Here is an 18,285-nt window from a genome sequence, read left to right on the forward strand (position 1 = left end):
CCGCTCTAGCCGATGAGGCTGCGCCGGCCTTCGAAGGCGCGGCCCAGGGTGACCTCGTCGGCGTACTCCAGGTCCCCGCCCACCGGCAGGCCGGACGCGAGGCGGGTCACCTTGATGCCGAGGGTCTTCAGCAGGCGGGCCAGGTAGGTGGCCGTCGCCTCGCCCTCCAGGTTCGGATCGGTGGCGATGATGATCTCCTCGATCCGGTCGTCGGAGAGGCGGTTGAGCAGTTCGCGGATGTGCAGCTGGTCGGGGCCGATGCCGGCGATCGGATTGATGGCGCCGCCGAGCACGTGGTACCGGCCGCGGAAGGACCGGGTGCGCTCAACGGCCATAACGTCCTTGGATTCCTCGACCACGCACAGCACGGTCTCGTCGCGGCGCGGGTCGCGGCAGATCGAGCACGTGTCCTGCTCGGAGACGTTGAAGCAGATCGAGCAGAACTTCACCCGCTCCTTGACCGCACGGATCGCCTCGGAGAGGCGCTTCATGTCCTCGGGGTCCGCCTCGAGGATATGGAACGCGATGCGCTGCGCGGACTTGGGTCCCACGCCGGGCAGCCGGCCGAGCTCGTCGATCAGTTCCTGGACTGCACCCTCGTACACAAAACCTCACACTGCTTGAAATGGGACATCTTCGGGCGCCCACTGGGCCGGCGGGCCGGTTAGTAGGCAGGTTTGCCGACGACGTTGCCCTCGTGGTCGCGCTCCTCGATGAGCCGCCCGTTCAGGAGCCGTTCGATCGCGGGGCGTCCGACCAGGCCGGATTCCTCGATGGCGATGTCGTCGTCGCTGGGGATGTCCTCAACGTACTTCGAGTTTACGGCGTTCGGGGCCGCCGGGCTGCCCGCGGCGGACGTGCTTCCCCAACCGGGGGCCGCGACGCCGCCGGGCTGGCCGGCGCCTTCCGGCCGCGCGGCGGAACCCTGCGGGCCGCCGGCCTGTCCGCCGGCCTGGTTCATCAGCTGCTGGTAGCGGCTGATCCGCTGTCCCGGGCGCGCGGCCTGAGGCTGGGGAGGCGCCGCGGCGGGGGCCGGCGTAGCGGGTTTTCCCCACGTGGGAGCCGCGACGTGGGCATTGGGGGCGGGTGCCGCTGCGGCTTCCCCGCCCGGCACGGCGGAAGAGGACGACGCCGGCCGCGCCGCTTCGCCGCGCTCGCTTGGGTGGGGTGCGGCTGCTTGGGGAGCCGGTGCCGGTGCCGGTGCATGGGATGCCTGTGCCTGGGGCGCGGACTGGCCGGAATGCGCGGGGGAGCCCGGCCGCCCGGGGGATCCCGGGGACCCGGCGGACGGGAGTTCCCAGTCGGGGACCGGAACGCTGTCCGCGTTCCAGTCGTAGGCGCCGTCGTCGAAAGGCTCCGGGCCGAAGTCCGGTTCCGGACCGTAGCCGGGATCGTCGTCCTCGGCCGGCGGGCCCGCCGGAGAGCCGGTGCGGCCTCGGGCAGGAGTCGCGGCACGTTCCGGAGCCGGTGCGGCGGGGCGATTTTCAGTGGGCATGGGTGCAACGGGGCGCTCCCCAGAAGGAGCCGGTGCCGCGGGTGCGTGCCCTCCGGCCGGTGCAGGAGCCGCAGGAGCGGGCGCGGCAGGGCGCTCGCTGGTTGGTGCCGGCGCTGCGGGCCGGGTGTCCCCGGGAGCAGGCGCAGCAGGGCGTTCACCGGTCGGAGCCGGTGCCGCGGGTGCGTGAGATCCGGCCGGTGCCGGCGCTGCGGGCCGGGTGTCCCCGGGTGCAGGTGCGGTGGGGCGCTCGTCGGTTGGCGCCGGAGCCGCGGGCCGGGTGCCTCCGGGAGCAGGCGCGGCAGGGCCCTCGCTGGTCGGAGCCGGAGCCGGAGCCGGAGCAGCCGGGCGATCTCCGGCGGCAGGCTCGGTCGGGCGGGGTGCTACGGACGGAGTATCTGCCGGCCCGGGCCGGCGTTCAGCTTTTGGGCCCGAACCACCCGCCGGAGCGGACCCTCCGGCCGTCACGACGATCTGGCACTGGACGCCCAGCACCTTGTGGATGCACTGGGCGAGCAGGTTGACGTTGTCCTGGCTGCGGGTGAACGCCGTCATCGCGCCCTGGTGCGCGAAGGAGACGGTGAGGCTGCGGCCGTCGTACCCGGTGACGGAAGCGTTGGGCTGGACCGTCATCCACAGGAACTTCTTCACCGACTGGAGTTCGTTCATGATCTCCGGCCAGGCGCGCCGGAACATCTCGACGCTGCCGCCTGCCCCAGCCTGTGCCGCGGGTTGCGCAGATACAGCCGCAGGTTGACCCGACTGACCCGACTGACCCGCCGGAGGTGCGGACTGCGGCGCCCGATGCTGCTGAGCGGAGTGCTGCTGCACCGGTTGCTGAGGGGCACCCTGCTGGCGGGAATCCTGCTGGTGGGTAGGGGCTTCGGGGGCCGGGGCCTCCGGAGACCCCGCGCGATTCGCGGCCGGGTCCGGAATGCGCTGGGAAGCCTGGGCCTGTGCCGAGGGTTGGGCAGGAGCCTGGCCCTGTGCCGGAGCTTGGCCTTGGCCCTGTGCGGGTGCCCCAGCGGGTGCGGGCGCCGCGGCAGCCACGGGGACCTTGGGCTTTTCCGGCTCGGGCATCGCGCCCCAGGATCCGCCCCAGTCGGGGGAAACCGCGGGGGCCGGGGCGGCGGCCTGCACGGTTGGGGCCGCCGCAGCCGGGGCCTCAGCGGCGGGAGCCGGGGCGGCCGATTCCTCCGCTCCCGGTTCGGTGGGCTCGTCCCATCCGGCGTCATCGCCCCACACGGGCTCCTCGTCCATCGGAGCGGGAGTCTCCGCGCTCGGGGCGCTCTCCTCTTCGTCGGCCGGCGACGCAGCGGACGGGACCGGGGAAACGGGCGCAACCTGTGGGGCCGGCTCTGCGGAAACAGGGCCCGCGGCAACAGGGGCATCGCTAACAGGGCCCGCGGCAACAGGGCCCGCGGCAACAGGGGCCTCCGTTGCAGGCGCCGCTTCACCCTGCTGCACGGGCCCGCCTGGCTGCGATGGCTCGCCCTGCGGAGCCGCCGGGGTTTCCGCGCCGGGCTCCTGCCCGCGTCGGGCCGCACGCAGCGCCTCGCGGACCTGGGCGGCGCCCTGCTCGCGCGGGGAGTCGAAGCCGCCGGCGGAATCCGCGGCCGGCGAGCCGCCGCCGTCGTACGCGGGAAGGACGGTGCCGGCCGGCACCTCGCCGGCGTAGGCGACCCGTCGCTCAAGGCGGTCCACGCGCGCATTGATGCCGCGCTCGGTCGGGTCAGAGGCCGGCAGCAGCAGCCGCGCGCAGAGCAGTTCAAGGTGCAGGCGCGGGGACGTGGCGCCGGTCATCTCCGTCAGCGCCTGGTTGGTGATGTCCGCCGAACGGCTCAGCTCCGACTGGCCCAGCAGCGCCGCCTGCGTGCGCATCCGGTTCAGCTGGTCCTCGGGCAGGCCGCGGATGATCTGCCCCGCGGTGTCCGGCATCGCCTTGACGATGATCAGGTCGCGGAAGCGCTCCAGCAGGTCCTCGACGAAGCGGCGCGGGTCGTGCCCGGTCTGGATGATCCGGTCCACCGCGCCGAACACGGTCGCGGCGTCCTGGGCGGCCATCGCGTCCACCACGTCATCGAGCAGCGACGCGTGCGTGTAGCCCAGCAGCGAGACGGCGAGCTCGTAGTCCAGGCCCTCCGGCCCGGCGCCGGCGATCAGCTGGTCCAGCACGGACAGCGAGTCGCGCACCGAGCCGCCGCCGGCGCGGATCACCAGCGAGAGCACGCCCGGGGCCACCGGGACGCCCTCGGCCTCGCACAGCTGCTCCAGGTACGCGATCAGCGGTTCCGGCGGAACCAGCCGGAACGGGTAGTGGTGGGTGCGCGAACGGATGGTGCCGATGACCTTGTCCGGCTCAGTGGTCGCGAAGATGAACTTGATGTGCTCCGGCGGCTCCTCGACGATCTTCAGGAGCGCGTTGAAGCCGGCCGAGGTCACCATGTGCGCCTCGTCGATGATGAAGATCTTGTAGCGGTCGCGCACCGGGGCGAAGGTGGCGCGTTCGCGCAGGTCGCGGGCGTCGTCGACGCCACCGTGGGAGGCCGCGTCGATCTCGATGACGTCCAGCGAGCCCGGGCCGCCGCGGCCCAGCTCCACGCAGGAGGGGCAGGTGCCGCACGGGGTCGGCGTCGGGCCCTTCTCGCAGTTCAGGCAGCGGGCCAGGATGCGCGCGGAGGTGGTCTTGCCGCAGCCGCGCGGGCCGGAGAACAGGTAGGCGTGGCTGACGCGGTTCTTCTGCAGTGCCGCCATGAGCGGCACGGTGACATGCTCCTGCCCGATCACGTCCGCGAAAGTGTCCGGACGGTAGCGACGGTAAAGGGCTGTACTCACCCTATAGAGACTACCTTTCGGGAGGTGCCCCCCGCATTTCTAGAGGTCAGTTGTGAGGGGCGAGTGGATCCACGGTTCGCGCGGCAGTCGGGCGGGGTCGAACGCCTCCAGCGCCTCGGCCAGCGGGCCGCCCGGCAGCCCGAGCGAGGCGAGGATGACGGCCCGCACCTTCTCCGGTCCGACGCCGGCCTCGGCCAGCGCGGCCAGCGTCACCGCGCCGTCGCGCTTGGCCAGCCGCTTGCCCTCGCGGTTGAGCACCAGCGGCACGTGCGCGTACTCGGGCACGGCGGCCCCGAGCAGCGTCGCCAGGTACGCCTGCCGCGGGGCGGAACTGAGCAGGTCGTCGCCCCGGACCACCTGGTCCACGCCCTGCAGGTGGTCGTCCACCACCACCGCCAGGTTGTAGGCGGGCACGCCGTCGTTGCGCACCACCACGAAGTCGTCCACGGCGGCCGTGTACTGCCCGTGCAGCGTGTCCGTCACCGTGTACTGCCCGACGCCGGCGCGCAGCCGCAGCGCGGCCGGCCGTCCGGCGCGGCGCAGGTTCCGCTCCGCCTCGCTGAGGTCGCGGCAGGTTCCGGGGTAGGCGCCGGGGGCGGCGTGCGGGGCGGAGGAGGCCTCGGCGATGTCCCGGCGGGTGCAGTAGCACTCGTAGAGCAGGCCCCGGGTGCGCAGGTCCTCGACGGCGGCGGCGAAGCCGTCCATGCGGTCCGTCTGGCGCTCGATCGGTCCGTCCCAGTCCAGCCCGATCGCCGCGAGGTCGCGGATCTGGGCCTCCTCGGACCCGGCGCGGGCGCGGTCCAGGTCCTCGATGCGCAGCAGGAAGCCGCGGCCGGTGGAGCGGGCGAACAGCCAGGCAAGGATCGCGGTGCGCAGGTTTCCCAGGTGCAGTTCCCCGGAGGGGCTTGGTGCGAACCGGCCTGCGCCCATCTGCTGCCTCCTGGCGGAACGTCGGAGAAAGTAAAGACCCCCCATGCACCTGCCAGAGCCCGTCTACCCTTGCTACCTTCCGGTCCTGGGGGAGTTCAACAGGATGACACCACATGAGGGGCCGTCGAAAACTATACCCGATCTTCCGGAGCGCCCGTGCACGGTCCAACCGCCGGCACCGCAACGCTGCTTGGGAAGTGCACCCCATCCGCGACTCATGGGGTGCACTTCCCAAGCAGCGTTGTCCGCGGTCCGCGGCCGCGAGGACGGAATCGCGTCCCCGGCCCTGAAAAAACTCTGGTCCAAAATCCGGTCCACGGGCAGGCGGCCGGGCCCCGATTTGGGGGAGTTGCCCCCGATTGGGAACTTTCCGAAAACTCCGCTAGGCTATTACTCGCGCTTTGAAGCGTATCTGGAGGATTCGCCTAGCGGCCTATGGCGCACGCCTGGAACGCGTGTTGGGTTAACAGCCCTCGGGGGTTCAAATCCCCCATCCTCCGCGGATGGATAGCGGCCCGCACCGGCAACGGTGCGGGCCGCTTCCGTTTCCCCTGAAACGCCGGCGCGAGGGCAGGAAGCCGGCGGTCCCTAGAATGTGCCCACACCCACCCGGCGGCAGGAGTCCCATATGAGCGAGTCCCGAACTAGCACCGTGCACACCATCCCGGTCACCCTCAACGACGGCACCGAGGCCGTGCTGGGCGAGCGTTTCGGGGGCAAGGTCCTGCTGGTGGTCAACGTCGCCTCCAAGTGCGGCCTGACCCCGCAGTACGAGGGGCTGGAGGAGCTCTACCAGACCTTCCGCGCGGAGGGCCTGGAGATCCTGGGCGTGCCCTGCAACCAGTTCATGGGGCAGGAGCCGGGCACCGACCCCGAGATCGGGGAGTTCTGCAAGGTCAACTACGGCGTCACCTTCCCGCTCGCGGCCAAGACCGAGGTCAACGGGGAGGCGACCCACCCGCTGTACCAGGCGCTGAAGGCCTACCCGAGCGGATCCGCCGAGGACATCTCCTGGAACTTCGAGAAGTTCCTTATCGGCCGGGACGGCGACGTCATCGGCCGCTTCGCCCCGCGCACCGAGCCCCTGTCCGAGGAGGTCACCGCGGCCGTCCGCGCCGCGCTGTAGCCCTGCCCCGTCTTTCCGTCAGCTGCAATTCGCGGCACGACGGCGGCTGGTTCCCTTGGGTGCCCAAGGGGGCCGGCCGCGAATCCTCCCACTTCTCGTCCCCGGGACCCGGCTTGAACCGGCGTGTCGCGCCGGCGCGCCGCAGAAGCCCTCGGGAAGCCGGGAAAATCCGCAGGCGGGGCTTGCCCTGTTGCCGCACCCTGTTCCCGGGCGCCGGTTCGTCCTAGCGTGTGTCCTATCCGCGGACGGGCAGGATGAGGCGGGCAGGCGAGGACGGGGAGGTCCTGATGGCGACGTACGGCTGGATCGGGCTGGGGCACATGGGGGCGCCGATGACGGCGAACCTGGTCAAGGCGGGGCACACGGTGCGCGGCTACGACCCGAGCGCCGCGGCCTGCGCCGAGGCCGAGTGCGGGGGAGTGGAGGTGGTCGGGTCGCTGGCCGCCGTGACAGCCGGCGCGGAGGCCGTGTTCACGAGCCTGCCCACCGGAGCCCACGTGCTGCAGGTGTACGAGGCGCCCGACGGGGTGTGGGCGAACGCAGCCCCCGGCACGCTGCTGCTGGACACCTCAACCTCGGACATCGCCTCCTCCCGCCGCTGCCACGAGGACTCCGCCACGCGCGGCTTCCGGTTCGTGGATTCCCCGGTCTCCGGAGGGATCGCCGGGGCCGCGGCCGGGACGCTGACGTTTATGCTCGGTGGGGAGCCCGGCGCCGTCGCCGACGCCGAGCGCTACATCCAGCCCATGGCCGGGCGGATCATCCCGGCCGGCGGTCCGACGGCGGGAATCGCAGCGAAGCTGTGCAACAACCTCATGCTCTTCGTGAGCCTGCTCGGGGTGGCCGAAGGCTCGCAGCTGGCCCGTGAACTGGGGGTGGACCCCAAGGTGTTCTACGAGATCGCCTCGGTCTCCTCCGGGGCGTCCTGGCCGCAGAAGACCTGGTACCCGGTGCCCGGCGTGGTGGACTCGGCCGCCGCCAACGACAACTTCGAGGCAGGGTTCCGCGCCGACCTGGGCCTGAAGGACATCGGGATCGCGCTGGAGTCCGCCGACGCCGCCGGGCTCCACACCCCCGCCGCGCACCTGGCCCGGGAGCAGCTCCGCTGGCTGGCCGAGGAGGGTCTGGGCGGCAAGGACTGCTCGCTGGTGGTCAAGTACGTCACCCGCGACGGGACCGTGGAGGGGTACCGGCCCTGAGCGGGCGGGCCGCCGTGCGCGCGGACGGACGGGCCGCTGCCCGGGGTGCCGCGCGGGCCGGTTTCTTCTTGAACCCCGACTTCTTCCCGGACCCGGCCTTCTTCTCGAATCCCGCCGGCAGCCGGCACAGGTACACCACCTCCGCCGCCGCGACCAGGAACAGGTACGGCAGCACCAGGCGCAGCACGGGAAAACGCCCCAGCTCCCGCACCAGCAGCGCCGGGTCGATCCCGCGCACCGCGGGAACCTCGGGGCCGAACACCACGAACAGGGCGAACAGCGCGCCCGCCGCATACAGCGACGCCGTCGCCCGCAGGAACCACCGCCTCGCCGGCGCCCGCGGGAACGTCCGCGCGTACGCGCCCGCCGGCCCCACGGCATCGGCGGGCGGAACCTTCGCCCTGGACGCCCTGCGGCGCACGTTCTTCAGGATCCGGACCACCTCGGCGTCGCCGAGGTGGCGCCGCCGCAGGTGGAACGCCAGATCGTTGTAATAACCCACTGCTGTCTTCCACGCCGTCCGGGCGCGTTGCAAGGCCCGGTGTTTCCTGGTCTTCTTTGTACCCGCCGCCCCCGACAGGTTGGTGCGGCGCCGGTCGGCTAGGGCATTGGAACTAGGCGCCCAAGGAGCCCATCCAATGCGCCAGGAACGCCTCCCCGGCGTCGTCGTGGATGGCGTCCGCGGACAGGCCCAGGTCCGCCGCCGTCAGGATGGGGTAGGGCTTGGACGGAACGCCGTCGGCCGGGCGCACGTCCACGTGGCTGACCTGGTGGCCGCGGTCGTGCAGCCAGTCCGCCATGGCGTAGTCGGTGCGCGAATCCCCGACCGTGAACCACGCGCGCGGAACGATCCCGTCGTGGGCGAGCAGTTCGCAGGCCCGGTCGGCGCCGAGGTCCTTGCCCAGCCGGACGGACTCGATGTCGGTGGAGATGATGGTCGGATCCACGTGGTAGTCGATCGCATCGTCCTGGCCCCCGTAGTCCTGGCTTGACGCGTGGTGGTCCAGCCGCACCGCGCTGAGCCCGTGCCGGGCCATCGCGGCGAGCGCATCGGCGTCGAAATGTTCCTGCTCGGCAAGGTAGTCGGCATTGGCCACGTCGATGCGCTGCTCCACGGAGACCATCGCCCGCTTGGTCTCATCGAAAAACATGTGCTCGGCGTAGTCCGCGGCCACCAGGGCGCGGATGTCATCCGCGTACGGGGCGGGAACGGCCAGTGTGCGGTCCACGTGCACCGTCCCGGGACCGGCCGCGGTGAAGGAGAACCAGGTGGCGCCCTTTTCGCAGATGGCGTGCACGGTCATCCCCTCCGGCAGCCCGGCGGCAAGCATCGGGTCCATGACCTGCCGGGCAATGAAGTCGTCCGACCTGCCGGTGTTGAAGACCACCGGGATTCCTGCGGTGCCCAGCTCCAGCATCAGCGCAATGATGCCCGGCCGGACCGTGCGGGTGACGGGGCTGGCGATGGGCCCGTCGACGTCGAGGAGGAGGGCAAAGGCGGGAGTCGAACGCATTGTTCCATTCTTCCAGCCCCGGCCTCCCCCCATGGCGGCCAGATGACGCGACCGGTCTCCGGGCGGTGACGTGGGTCATTTCCGCAACGGTGTGACGTGGTGGCTTGGGGTCTTGACACACCCATGTGAGGTCCATCACTGTTGCTTAACGTGATTCCTGTTGATTCATGCAAAACAAACCGCTCACCGCTTTGCTAAGCGGCGAGGTGAAAGGAGTTCCGATGCACAGGGCTTGTCCACTCAAGGAATTGGCGCCAGGAGATGCGCTCCGCCTCGACACCTCCCCGCCCATCGCGGTGTTCCACACCGAGGAAGGGGAGCTTTTTGCCATCGACGACACCTGCACCCACCAGGACGCTTCCCTGGCGGACGGCTGGGTGGAGGGATGCGAGGTCGAATGTCCCCTGCATGCCTCGAAGTTCAACCTGCGCACGGGGGCCGTGGATGCGCCTCCGGCCAAGCTGTCGGTCCGTGTCCATGAGGTCACCGTGGTCGACGGGGACATCATGATCATCGAGTCCAAGGAAGTCCCCAACCTGCCGCCGGGCCTGACCGTGGACGGCCATGTATAGGGACGCGCAGGACTCGGGGACCGAGGAGGTCCTGTTGGGTGTCGGCAGCGGCGCCACCGTCGACGAGGTCAGCGAGGAGCTGCCCGAGCCGCGCCAGTCGCTGGAGGCACATCCCACGACTGCGGACCTCGAAATCCTGCAGACGTTGCGCCAGAGCGTCACGGAGCAGGCCATTGCCCACCGCGTGATCCGCGGGGGCGCGCGGCTGGACAAGACCGTCTTCGGCGTGGCGGGCGCACTGGCCCTGGCCTTCGTGATCTGGGGTTTTGTCGGCCGCGAGAGCCTTGCGACCATCTCCCAGACGGCGCTGGACTGGGTGATGAAGGATACGGGCTGGCTGTTCATCGGGCTGGCGTCGCTGTTCGTCGTCTACGTCTTGTGGCTGGCCCTGGGGCGCTTCGGCAACATCCCGCTGGGCAAGGACGGCGAGAAGCCCGAGTTCCGGACCATCTCGTGGATCTCCATGATGTTCGCGGCCGGCATGGGCATTGGCCTCATGTTCTACGGCGTCGCCGAGCCGCTGTACCACTACATCGCGCCGCCGCCGGGCACCGTTGACGGCCAGACCTCCGAGGCCATCCAGACGGCCATGGCCACCTCGCTGTTCCACTGGACGCTCCACCCCTGGGCCATGTACGCGGTGGTCGGACTGGCCATGGCCTATGGAAGCTTCCGGCTGGGCCGGCGGCAGTTGATCTCCGCGGCCTTCACCTCCCTCTTCGGCGCCAAGTCGGTGGACGGTATGGCCGGGCGGTTCATCAACATGCTGGCCATCTTCGCCACGCTTTTCGGAACCGCAGCCTCCCTGGGGCTCGGGGCGCTGCAGATCGGCAGCGGCCTGGCCTCCAACGGGTGGATCGGCGGACAGCTCGCCACGCCGATCCTCGTGGGGATCGTTGCCATCCTGACCTTCTGCTTCATCGCCTCGGCGGTCTCCGGCATCAAGCGCGGCATCCAGTGGCTCGCGAACATCAACATGGTCCTGGCCGTGGTGCTGGCGCTCATCGTCTTCGTCGCGGGCCCCACCCTGTTCATCCTCAACCTGATTCCGGCGGCCGTGGGCGACTACGCCGCGAACCTGCCGGAGATGTCCGCCCGCACGGAGGCGGTGGGGGATGAGGCCCTGCGCGACTGGATGTCGGGCTGGACCATCTTCTACTGGGCCTGGTGGGTCTCCTGGACCCCGTTCGTGGGCATGTTCATCGCCCGCATCAGCCGCGGGCGCACGATTCGCCAGTTCGTGACCGGCGTGCTGCTGGTGCCGAGCATCGTCAGCCTCATCTGGTTCGGCATCTTCGGCGGCGCGGCCATCCACATCCAGTCCGAGAGCGCAGCATCGGACGACCCGGCCGCGGGCCTCGCCACGGTGGTCGACGGCGCCCCGACGATCTCCTTCGACAGTGCGCTGTTCGACCTCCTGCACCATCTGCCGATGGCGCAGGCCGCCGCAGGAGCGGTGTCCATCCTGGCCATGGTCCTGGTCGCGATCTTCTTCGTCACCGGAGCGGACTCTGCGTCCATCGTCATGGGCTCCCTCAGCTCCAACGGTGCAGAGGAGCCGCGCCGCGGCGTCGTCGTCTTCTGGGGCGCGCTCACCGGAGCCGTGGCGGCAGTGATGCTCCTCGCCGGCGGGGACCATCCGGCCGATGCGCTGGCGGGCCTGCAGCGGATCACGATCGTCTCGGCCCTGCCCTTCGTGCTGGTCATGCTCCTGATGTGCGTCGCGCTGGTCAAGGACCTGCGCCGGGATCCGCTGGCCCTGCGCAAGCGCCTGGCCGACTCCGTGGTCGAACGCGCCATCAGGGCCGGAGTCGACCAGCACAACGGCGGGCAGTTCGACCTGGTGACCAAGCACGAATGTGGCCAAGGCTGCGGGGAACGCCCCTGCCCTCCTCCGAATGAGGACACGGCAGCGGACCGCGCCCCAGCCAGTTAGTTATGCCCAGTTAGTTTCCGCAACCCTGCCGGGGCCGGACGCCGCCAGATGCGGAGCCGGATTGCCACCCCACCCCATTGACAGGCTGTGGCGAACACCACTAGGTTCCTCTTATATATCAGTTGTATGACCAGAGAGAGCCAGACCCCAGTCCTCACGGGAAGGGGATCGCTCGACCGGAAGCCGGTTGAGCGATCCCCGACCCGGCAGGCGGTCCCGGCCGCCGGCTCACTCTCCAGCCCCTTCGCCCCTGGCCCTCCCCGACGGGGAGGGTGGCGGGAGAAGGCGGCGCCCGGACCGCCCCGGCGGCCCAACCACCCAGGGCAGCCCGCCGGGCGCCCCGACCAAGCCTCCACCTGAAGCGGACCACCTGAAGGAGCACCAATGAATGCCCAGACCATCCTGGAACCGCGGGTCGCCACCGACACCCGCACCGCGGACCGGGGCCAGCACGCCAGCGTCCTGACGCTGTCCTGCCCCCAGCGGCCCGGCATCGTCCATGCGGTGTCCCGCTTCCTCGTGGAACTGGGCGCCGACATCACCGAACACCAGCAGTTCGACGACCGGGTCGACAACACGCTGTTCATGCGGACCGCCTTCACCGCCGAAGACGCCGACGCCGAGGCCCTGACCCGCCGCTTCGAGGCAACCGCCCAGGAGTTCGGCATGACCTACACGTTCAGCGACGGCACCCGCCCGCGCGTGCTGATCATGGTGTCCAAGTTCGCGCACTGCCTCCACGACCTGATCTTCCGGTGGCAGAGCGGGAGCCTGCCGGTCGACCTGGTTGCCGTGGTGTCCAACCACGAAGACCTCCGCCCCATGGCCGAGGCCGCCGGGCTCCCCTTTATCCACATTCCCGTCAACGCGGCGTCCAAGCCCGCGGCGGAGCAGAAGCTGCTGGACGTGGTGGATGAGTTCGACGCCGACCTGGTGGTGCTCGCCCGCTACATGCAGGTGTTGTCCGACGACCTCTGCAAGCGCCTCTCCGGCCGCGCCATCAACATCCACCACTCCTTCCTTCCCGGGTTCAAGGGCGCGCGCCCCTACCACCAGGCCCACGCGCGCGGCGTCAAGCACGTGGGGGCCACCGCCCACTACGTCACCGCCGACCTGGACGAGGGACCGATCATCGAGCAGGAAGTCGTCCGGGTGGACCACCGGATGACCCCCGAGGAACTGGCCACCGTGGGAAGGGACACGGAGGCCCTGGCCCTCTCCCGAGCCGTCCGCTGGCACGCGGAAAACCGCGTCATGCTCAGCGGGCACCGAACCGTCGTCTTCCACTAGCCCCGTCCCCACCACCACAGAATCAAGCCCCCGCCGGGGGCTAACCGAAAGGCAATTTCATGAAGTCTCCTCGCGTTGTCATCATCGGGGCCGGGATCGTCGGGGCAAACCTGGCCGACGAGCTCACCGAACGGGGCTGGACCGACATCACGGTCCTGGACAAGGGGCCGATCCCCCTGACTGGTGGTTCGACGTCGCACGCGCCGGGCCTGGTCTTCCAGACCAACTCGTCCCGGACCATGACGGAGCTGGCCGCCTACACCGGGCAGAAGCTCGCCTCCCTGACGCGCGGCGACGCCCGTGCCTTCAACCAGGTCGGCGGCCTTGAGGTGGCCACGACGCCGGAACGCCTCGCCGAGCTGCACCGGCGCCGCAACTTCGCCACGGCGTGGGGACTCGAAGCCCACGTGATCGACACGGCCGAGGCGAAGGCCCTGCACCCGCTGATCGATGAGGGCATCGTCCTGGGCGCGCTCTACCTGCCCACCGACGGCCTGGCGTCCTCGCTCCTTGCCGTCGAGCTGCTGCGCGAGCGCTCCGAGGCCCGCGGGGCCCGCTTCCTTGGAGACACTCCGGTGACCGGGGTGGAACGTGCCGGCGGCCAGGTCACCGGCGTCCGCAGTGGCGACACGGTCTTCCCGGCGGACATCGTGGTTTCCGCGGCCGGCTTCTGGGGTCCGCAGATCGGCGAGCTCATGGGGATGGAGGTTCCGCTGGTTCCCCTGGCGCACCAGTACATCACCACCACCTCGATCCAGGAACTGGCCGGGCACGCGGAGACCGCCGTCGGCACCGGCAACAACGCCAAGCTGCCGATCCTGCGCCACCAGGACCAGGACCTCTACTTCCGCCAGCACGGTACCCGCATCGGCATCGGCTCCTACGCCCACCGCCCCATCCCGGTCGGCTACGACGAACTTCCCGGGGGCAACCGCATCACCGAGCACGCCATGCCGTCCCGCCTGGACTTCACCTCCGAGGACTTCGAGCAGCCGTGGAAGGCCTGCCGGCAGCTGCTGCCGTCCCTGAACGAGGCCAGCATCAGCGACGCGTTCAACGGCATCTTCTCCTTCACCCCGGACGGGGGATCGCTGGTCGGCGAGTCCAAGGACCTGAAGGGCTTCTTCATCGCCGAGGCCGTGTGGGTGACCCACTCGGCGGGCGTGGCCAAGGCTCTCGCGCAGCTCCTGGTGGACGGCCGGTCGGAAACCGACCTCCGGGAGCTGGACCTTGCCCGGTTCGAGAAGGTCCAGCTGGAGCGCGACTACGTCCTGGAGACCTCGCAGCAGAACTTCGTCGAGATCTACGACATCCGCCACCCCCTTGAGCCCAAGCTCTCGCCGCGGGACCTCCGGCTTGCCCCCTTCCACGAGCGCCAGGTGGAGCTGGGTGCCTTCTTCCTTGAGTCCGCCGCGTGGGAGCGCCCGCACTGGTACACGGCCAACGAGCCGCTGCTGGAGTCCCTGCCGCAGGAGTGGCAGCCGCCGGTACGCGACCCGTGGGCCGCGAAGTTCGATTCGCCCATCTCCGCCGCGGAGGCCTACGCCACCCGCACCAACGTGGCCATGTACGACATGACCCCGCTGAAGCGCCTGGAGGTCTCCGGGCCCGGCGCGTTGCCCCTGCTCCAGCACCTCAGCACGGGACAGCTGGACAAGAGCGTCGGATCGGTGACCTACACCCTGCTGCTCGACGACGCCGGCGGCATCCGCAGCGACCTGACCATCGCCCGAATCGAGGAGGAACTCTTCCAGATCGGAGCCAACGGCGGCATCGACTACGACTACCTGGTCCGCCGCGCCGCCGAGCACACGGAGGCCCATCCGGACCAGTGGGTCCGCGTGGAGGACACCACGGACGACACCTGCTGCATCGGCGTCTGGGGCCCGCGGGCCCGCGACCTGGTCCAGCCGCTGACCCCGCAGGACCTCACCAACGACGGGCTGAAGTACTTCCGCGCGGCCAGCACCACCATCGCCGGCATCGACGTGCGCGTCATGCGCCTGTCCTACGTCGGGGAACTGGGCTGGGAAATCTACACCGATGCGGCCAACGGGCTGAAGCTGTGGGACGCCCTGTGGGAAGCGGGCCGGGAACTGGGCGTCATCGCGGCCGGCCGCGGCGCCTTCAACAGCCTCCGGCTGGAGAAGGGCTACCGGTCCTGGGGCACTGACATGGATACGGAGCACGATCCCTTCGCGGCGGGGCTGGGCTTCGCGGTCCGCGCCAACAAGGAGGACTACGTCGGCAAGGACGCCGTCGAACGGCGCCGGGACGCGGAGGACGGAAAGCGCCTGCGCTGCCTGACCGTCGACGACGGAACCTCCGTGGTGCTGGGCAAGGAGCCGGTCTTCATCGACGGTGAGCCGGTTGGCTACGTCACGAGCGCCGCCTACGGCTACACGGTGCACAAGCCCGTGGCCTACGCGTGGCTGCCGGCCTCCTCCACCGAGGGGACCAAGGTGCAGATCAGGTACTTCGACCGGCTGATCGACGCGACCGTCACGGCCGAGCCGCTGGTCGATCCCGAGATGAACAAGATCCGCGCCTGACACGGATCGGGGCCCGGAACCGCAAGGTTCCGGGCCCCTTTTTGTGCCGTCCTCCCTTTTTGCGCAGGCCTTTCGTAGCGCCGCGCCCTACAGGGAGTGCTGGACCAGCTGCTCGAAATGCGTCACGTGCTCCTCGGCCAGGCGCGCCGCCTTGTCGGCGTCGCCGTCGATGATCGCCCGCAGCAGGGCAACGTGCTCCTGGACGTTGCCCGAAATGGGCGCCAGGCCCGCCAGCACGAAGTTCCACATGCGCTGCGACAAGGCAAAGTACTGGATCAGCGTGGCCTCGACGTAGCTGTTGCGCATGGTGGCGTAGACGGTGCGGTGGATCTGCTCGTCCAGGTCCATGGACGTCTGGTTGGTGCCGTCGGGGGCGTGCTCCACGGCCTCCAGGCACGACCGGAGCCTGGCGCGGTCCTCCTCGGAGGCGCGCTCGGCCGCCCGGCGCGCGGCGAAGGCCTCCAGGGTCCGGCGGGCGTCCGAAATCTCCCCCAGGTCCCGGATGTTGACCTCCGCGACGAAGGTGCCCCGGCGCGGGTACACGACCAGCAGGCGGTCGGTTTCGAGGCGCTTGACGGCTTCCCGCAGCGGGGTGCGGCCGAGTTCAAGGGCGGCCATGAGCGACTCTTCGTCCAGCGGCGCGCCCGGAGGCAGCCGCATGTCGATGATGCGCTGGCGAAGCTCCCGGTACGCGAACTCCGCCCGGGTGAGCCCGGTTTCTCCCAAGATATTGGCCTTCCCGTCCGGTTCGGGGATCCACGAACGATCCTCCAGTGATGATAAGCGCCAGCGCCCCGGTTGTGGGGTCCCCGCCTCGTGCCGCGCCCCTTCGCGGGCCACACCCTTGACACGCCTTTATGGCGTTCATCACACTTATCCTATTGTTCCGCATGGCGCGATCAGTTGCATAAGACGCAATAAGAACGAATGCGGTCGGAACGGGCCCAGTCAGAACCAGCGCGAGAAGAATGAGGTGGGTGCATGGAAACCCTAGCCATCGTCGGGGCGTCCTTGGCCGGTTTGTCGGCAGCGCGCGCTGCCCGCGCCCAAGGCTTTGCGGGCAGGCTGATCATCATCGGGGATGAGCTTGAGCGTCCGTATGACCGGCCGCCGCTGTCGAAGGATTTCCTGCTCGGCCGGATCGGGGCCGGGGACCTTGCGCTGGAGACCTCGGACGAGGACCTGGGCGCGGAGTGGCTGCTGGGGTCCCGGGCGCTGGGCCTGGACGGGCCGAACCGGACGATCATGCTCAAGGACGGGCGCAGGGTGGCTGCGGACGGGATTGTGATCGCCACCGGCGCCTCGGCGCGCAAACTCCCGGCCCTGGACGGGTTCGCCAACGTCCACACCCTGCGCACCCTGGCCGACGGGCAGAAGCTGGCGGCCGAACTGGTCCCGGGCCGGCGGCTGGTCATCGTGGGAGCCGGGTTCATCGGGGCCGAGGTTGCCTCCACCGCCACCGAGCTCGGCCTTGAAGTGACCCTGATCAACTCGGACCTGGTCCCGTTTTGCGCGGCGCTGGGAGCCGAGATGGGCGAGGTCGTGGCGGGGCTGCAGGAAACCCGCGGCGTCACCCTGCTGCGCGGGACCACCCTCCAGGGCATCGACGCCGATGGGGACCGGGTCACCGGGCTGACCCTCACCAGCGGGCAGTACCTGCCTGCGGATCTGGTCCTGGTCGGGATCGGGGCGGTGCCGAACACCGGCTGGTTGTCCTTTTCCGGCCTGGAGGTCAAGAACGGCGTCCTCTGCGATGCCTCGGGCCGGACCAACCTGCCGGGCATCGTCGCGGTCGGAGACTGCGCGGCCTGGTTCGACGAGCGTCACGGCGCGCACCGGCGGGTGGAGCACTGGACCTCCGCGACCGAACAGGCCGAGGCGGCCGTCGGCGCGCTGCTGAACCCGGACGCCCTGGCGGGGAGCCCGAAGCCGCACTACTTCTGGTCGGACCAGTACGGGGTGAAGCTGCAGTTCGCCGGCAGCGCCGCACAGGCGGACCGGGTCCAGATTGAGGCCGGAGCCGCCGAGACCCGTGACGTGCTGGCCGTGTACTACCGGGGCGAGGAGCCGGTGGCGGTGCTGGGCATGAACCAGGTCCGCCTGTTCACCACGTGGCGCCGCACCCTCAACCAGGCCGCCGTGCCAGTCCCCGTGCCGGCCTGAGCCGGCCCACCATCGTTGCCCATCTTCAGTAATTTCGTCTCCACCGGAGGAAGCACAGCATGACCGCCGACATGATTTCCGAGAGCCTGATCTCCACCCTGCCCGGGCACACCTACACCGACGCGGCGATCTTCCGCGCCGAGCAGGAACGCATCTTCGAGCAGATGTGGTTCTGCGCGATCCGCACCGCTGACCTGGCCAAGGCCGGGGCCTGGAAGACCGTGCAGATCGGCCGCGAGTCCGTGCTCATTTCCCGCACCCGCAAGGGCGAGATCCGCGCGTTCTACAACGTCTGCCGCCACCGCGGCGTCAAGCTGTGCATGGAGGAATCCGGCCAGGCCGAACGCTCCTTCCAGTGCCCCTACCACGCCTGGACCTACGACTTCGAGGGCAAGCTCGTCGCGGCCCCGAACCTGACCAAGATGCCCGACATCGACCGCCACGAATACGGCCTGGCCAAGGTCCACCTCCGCGAATACCTCGGCTACGTGTGGGTCTGCCTGGCCGAGACCCCGCCCTCCTTCGAGGAGGACGTCATGGGAGCCATCCAGGAGCGCCTGGGCGACCTGGAGGCCATCGAGGGCTACGACGTGGCCAACCTGAAGGTCGGCCGGCGCATCAGGTACGACGTGAAGGCCAACTGGAAGCTCATCATCGAGAACTTCATGGAGTGCTA

14 protein-coding genes, 1 tRNA gene and 1 other RNA gene are annotated in these 18,285 nt (G+C 70.0%); 9 read left to right on the forward strand and 7 right to left on the reverse strand.

Going from position 1 to position 18,285, the window contains the following annotated elements:
• Positions 1–5: 5 nt before the first annotated feature.
• The 4 genes from recR to ffs form a co-directional block, all read right to left on the reverse strand.
• Entirely contained in the window at positions 6–605 is a 600-nt protein-coding gene (recR, locus tag ABD912_RS02485; RefSeq protein WP_345148218.1) for a recombination mediator RecR, read from the reverse strand.
• Between the two features lie 59 nt (positions 606–664).
• The gene (locus ABD912_RS02490) at positions 665–4,327 is read right to left on the reverse strand and encodes a DNA polymerase III subunit gamma and tau (protein ID WP_345148220.1); all 3,663 of its coding nucleotides are present in this window, start codon (positions 4,325–4,327) and stop codon (positions 665–667) included.
• Between the two features lie 39 nt (positions 4,328–4,366).
• Entirely contained in the window at positions 4,367–5,257 is an 891-nt protein-coding gene (gluQRS, locus tag ABD912_RS02495) for a tRNA glutamyl-Q(34) synthetase GluQRS (protein ID WP_345148222.1), read from the reverse strand.
• Between the two features lie 29 nt (positions 5,258–5,286).
• Positions 5,287–5,383: signal recognition particle sRNA small type (gene ffs / locus ABD912_RS02500), an RNA gene on the reverse strand.
• A 288-nt stretch (positions 5,384–5,671) separates the two neighbouring features.
• Here ffs and ABD912_RS02505 point away from each other — a divergent pair.
• From ABD912_RS02505 to mmsB, 3 genes are all read left to right on the forward strand, one after another.
• Positions 5,672–5,757: transfer RNA gene (locus ABD912_RS02505), tRNA-Ser, on the forward strand.
• 128 nt (positions 5,758–5,885) lie between these two features.
• Positions 5,886–6,383 (forward strand): glutathione peroxidase, encoded by a 498-nt coding sequence (locus ABD912_RS02510; RefSeq protein WP_345148223.1) that lies wholly within the window; start codon positions 5,886–5,888, stop codon positions 6,381–6,383.
• 254 nt (positions 6,384–6,637) lie between these two features.
• Positions 6,638–7,582, forward strand: a complete 945-nt coding sequence (gene mmsB / locus ABD912_RS02515; protein WP_345148224.1) for a 3-hydroxyisobutyrate dehydrogenase — start codon at positions 6,638–6,640, stop codon at positions 7,580–7,582.
• Here the strand turns inward: mmsB and ABD912_RS02520 are convergent.
• Positions 7,545–8,084, reverse strand: coding sequence for a hypothetical protein (locus ABD912_RS02520; RefSeq protein WP_345148226.1), 540 nt, complete (start codon positions 8,082–8,084; stop codon positions 7,545–7,547). The two genes, mmsB and ABD912_RS02520, sit on opposite strands and share 38 nt — an antisense overlap.
• Before the next feature lie 112 nt (positions 8,085–8,196).
• The gene (locus ABD912_RS02525) at positions 8,197–9,096 is read right to left on the reverse strand and encodes a Cof-type HAD-IIB family hydrolase (RefSeq protein ID WP_345148228.1); all 900 of its coding nucleotides are present in this window, start codon (positions 9,094–9,096) and stop codon (positions 8,197–8,199) included.
• Between the two features lie 221 nt (positions 9,097–9,317).
• Between ABD912_RS02525 and ABD912_RS02530 the strand changes: the two genes are divergently transcribed.
• The 4 genes from ABD912_RS02530 to ABD912_RS02545 all read left to right on the forward strand — a co-directional run bounded on the left by ABD912_RS02530 (position 9,318) and on the right by ABD912_RS02545 (position 15,446).
• The gene (locus ABD912_RS02530) at positions 9,318–9,668 is read left to right on the forward strand and encodes a bifunctional 3-phenylpropionate/cinnamic acid dioxygenase ferredoxin subunit (RefSeq protein ID WP_345148230.1); all 351 of its coding nucleotides are present in this window, start codon (positions 9,318–9,320) and stop codon (positions 9,666–9,668) included.
• Positions 9,661–11,604 carry a BCCT family transporter gene (locus tag ABD912_RS02535; RefSeq protein WP_345148232.1) on the forward strand — a complete coding sequence of 648 codons (1,944 nt, stop codon included), beginning with the start codon at positions 9,661–9,663 and terminating at the stop codon, positions 11,602–11,604. Before ABD912_RS02530 ends, ABD912_RS02535 begins: the two co-directional genes overlap by 8 nt.
• A gap of 384 nt (positions 11,605–11,988) precedes the next feature.
• Positions 11,989–12,894 carry a formyltetrahydrofolate deformylase gene (gene purU / locus ABD912_RS02540; RefSeq protein ID WP_345148233.1) on the forward strand — a complete coding sequence of 302 codons (906 nt, stop codon included), beginning with the start codon at positions 11,989–11,991 and terminating at the stop codon, positions 12,892–12,894.
• A gap of 59 nt (positions 12,895–12,953) precedes the next feature.
• Positions 12,954–15,446, forward strand: coding sequence for a GcvT family protein (locus ABD912_RS02545; protein ID WP_345148234.1), 2,493 nt, complete (start codon positions 12,954–12,956; stop codon positions 15,444–15,446).
• 87 nt (positions 15,447–15,533) lie between these two features.
• On the opposite strand, the gene ABD912_RS02550 is transcribed toward ABD912_RS02545, so the two are convergent.
• Positions 15,534–16,172, reverse strand: coding sequence for a GntR family transcriptional regulator (locus tag ABD912_RS02550; protein WP_345148235.1), 639 nt, complete (start codon positions 16,170–16,172; stop codon positions 15,534–15,536).
• 255 nt (positions 16,173–16,427) lie between these two features.
• Between ABD912_RS02550 and ABD912_RS02555 the strand changes: the two genes are divergently transcribed.
• Positions 16,428–17,609, forward strand: a complete 1,182-nt coding sequence (locus ABD912_RS02555) for an NAD(P)/FAD-dependent oxidoreductase (RefSeq protein WP_345148236.1) — start codon at positions 16,428–16,430, stop codon at positions 17,607–17,609.
• A 59-nt stretch (positions 17,610–17,668) separates the two neighbouring features.
• A partial coding sequence (locus tag ABD912_RS02560) for an aromatic ring-hydroxylating oxygenase subunit alpha (RefSeq protein WP_345148237.1) occupies positions 17,669–18,285 on the forward strand: 617 nt, incomplete at its 3' end.

The sequence above is a fragment of the Arthrobacter ginkgonis genome, assembly GCF_039540195.1.
GTDB classification, from domain to species: Bacteria; Actinomycetota; Actinomycetes; order Actinomycetales; family Micrococcaceae; genus Zafaria; species Zafaria ginkgonis.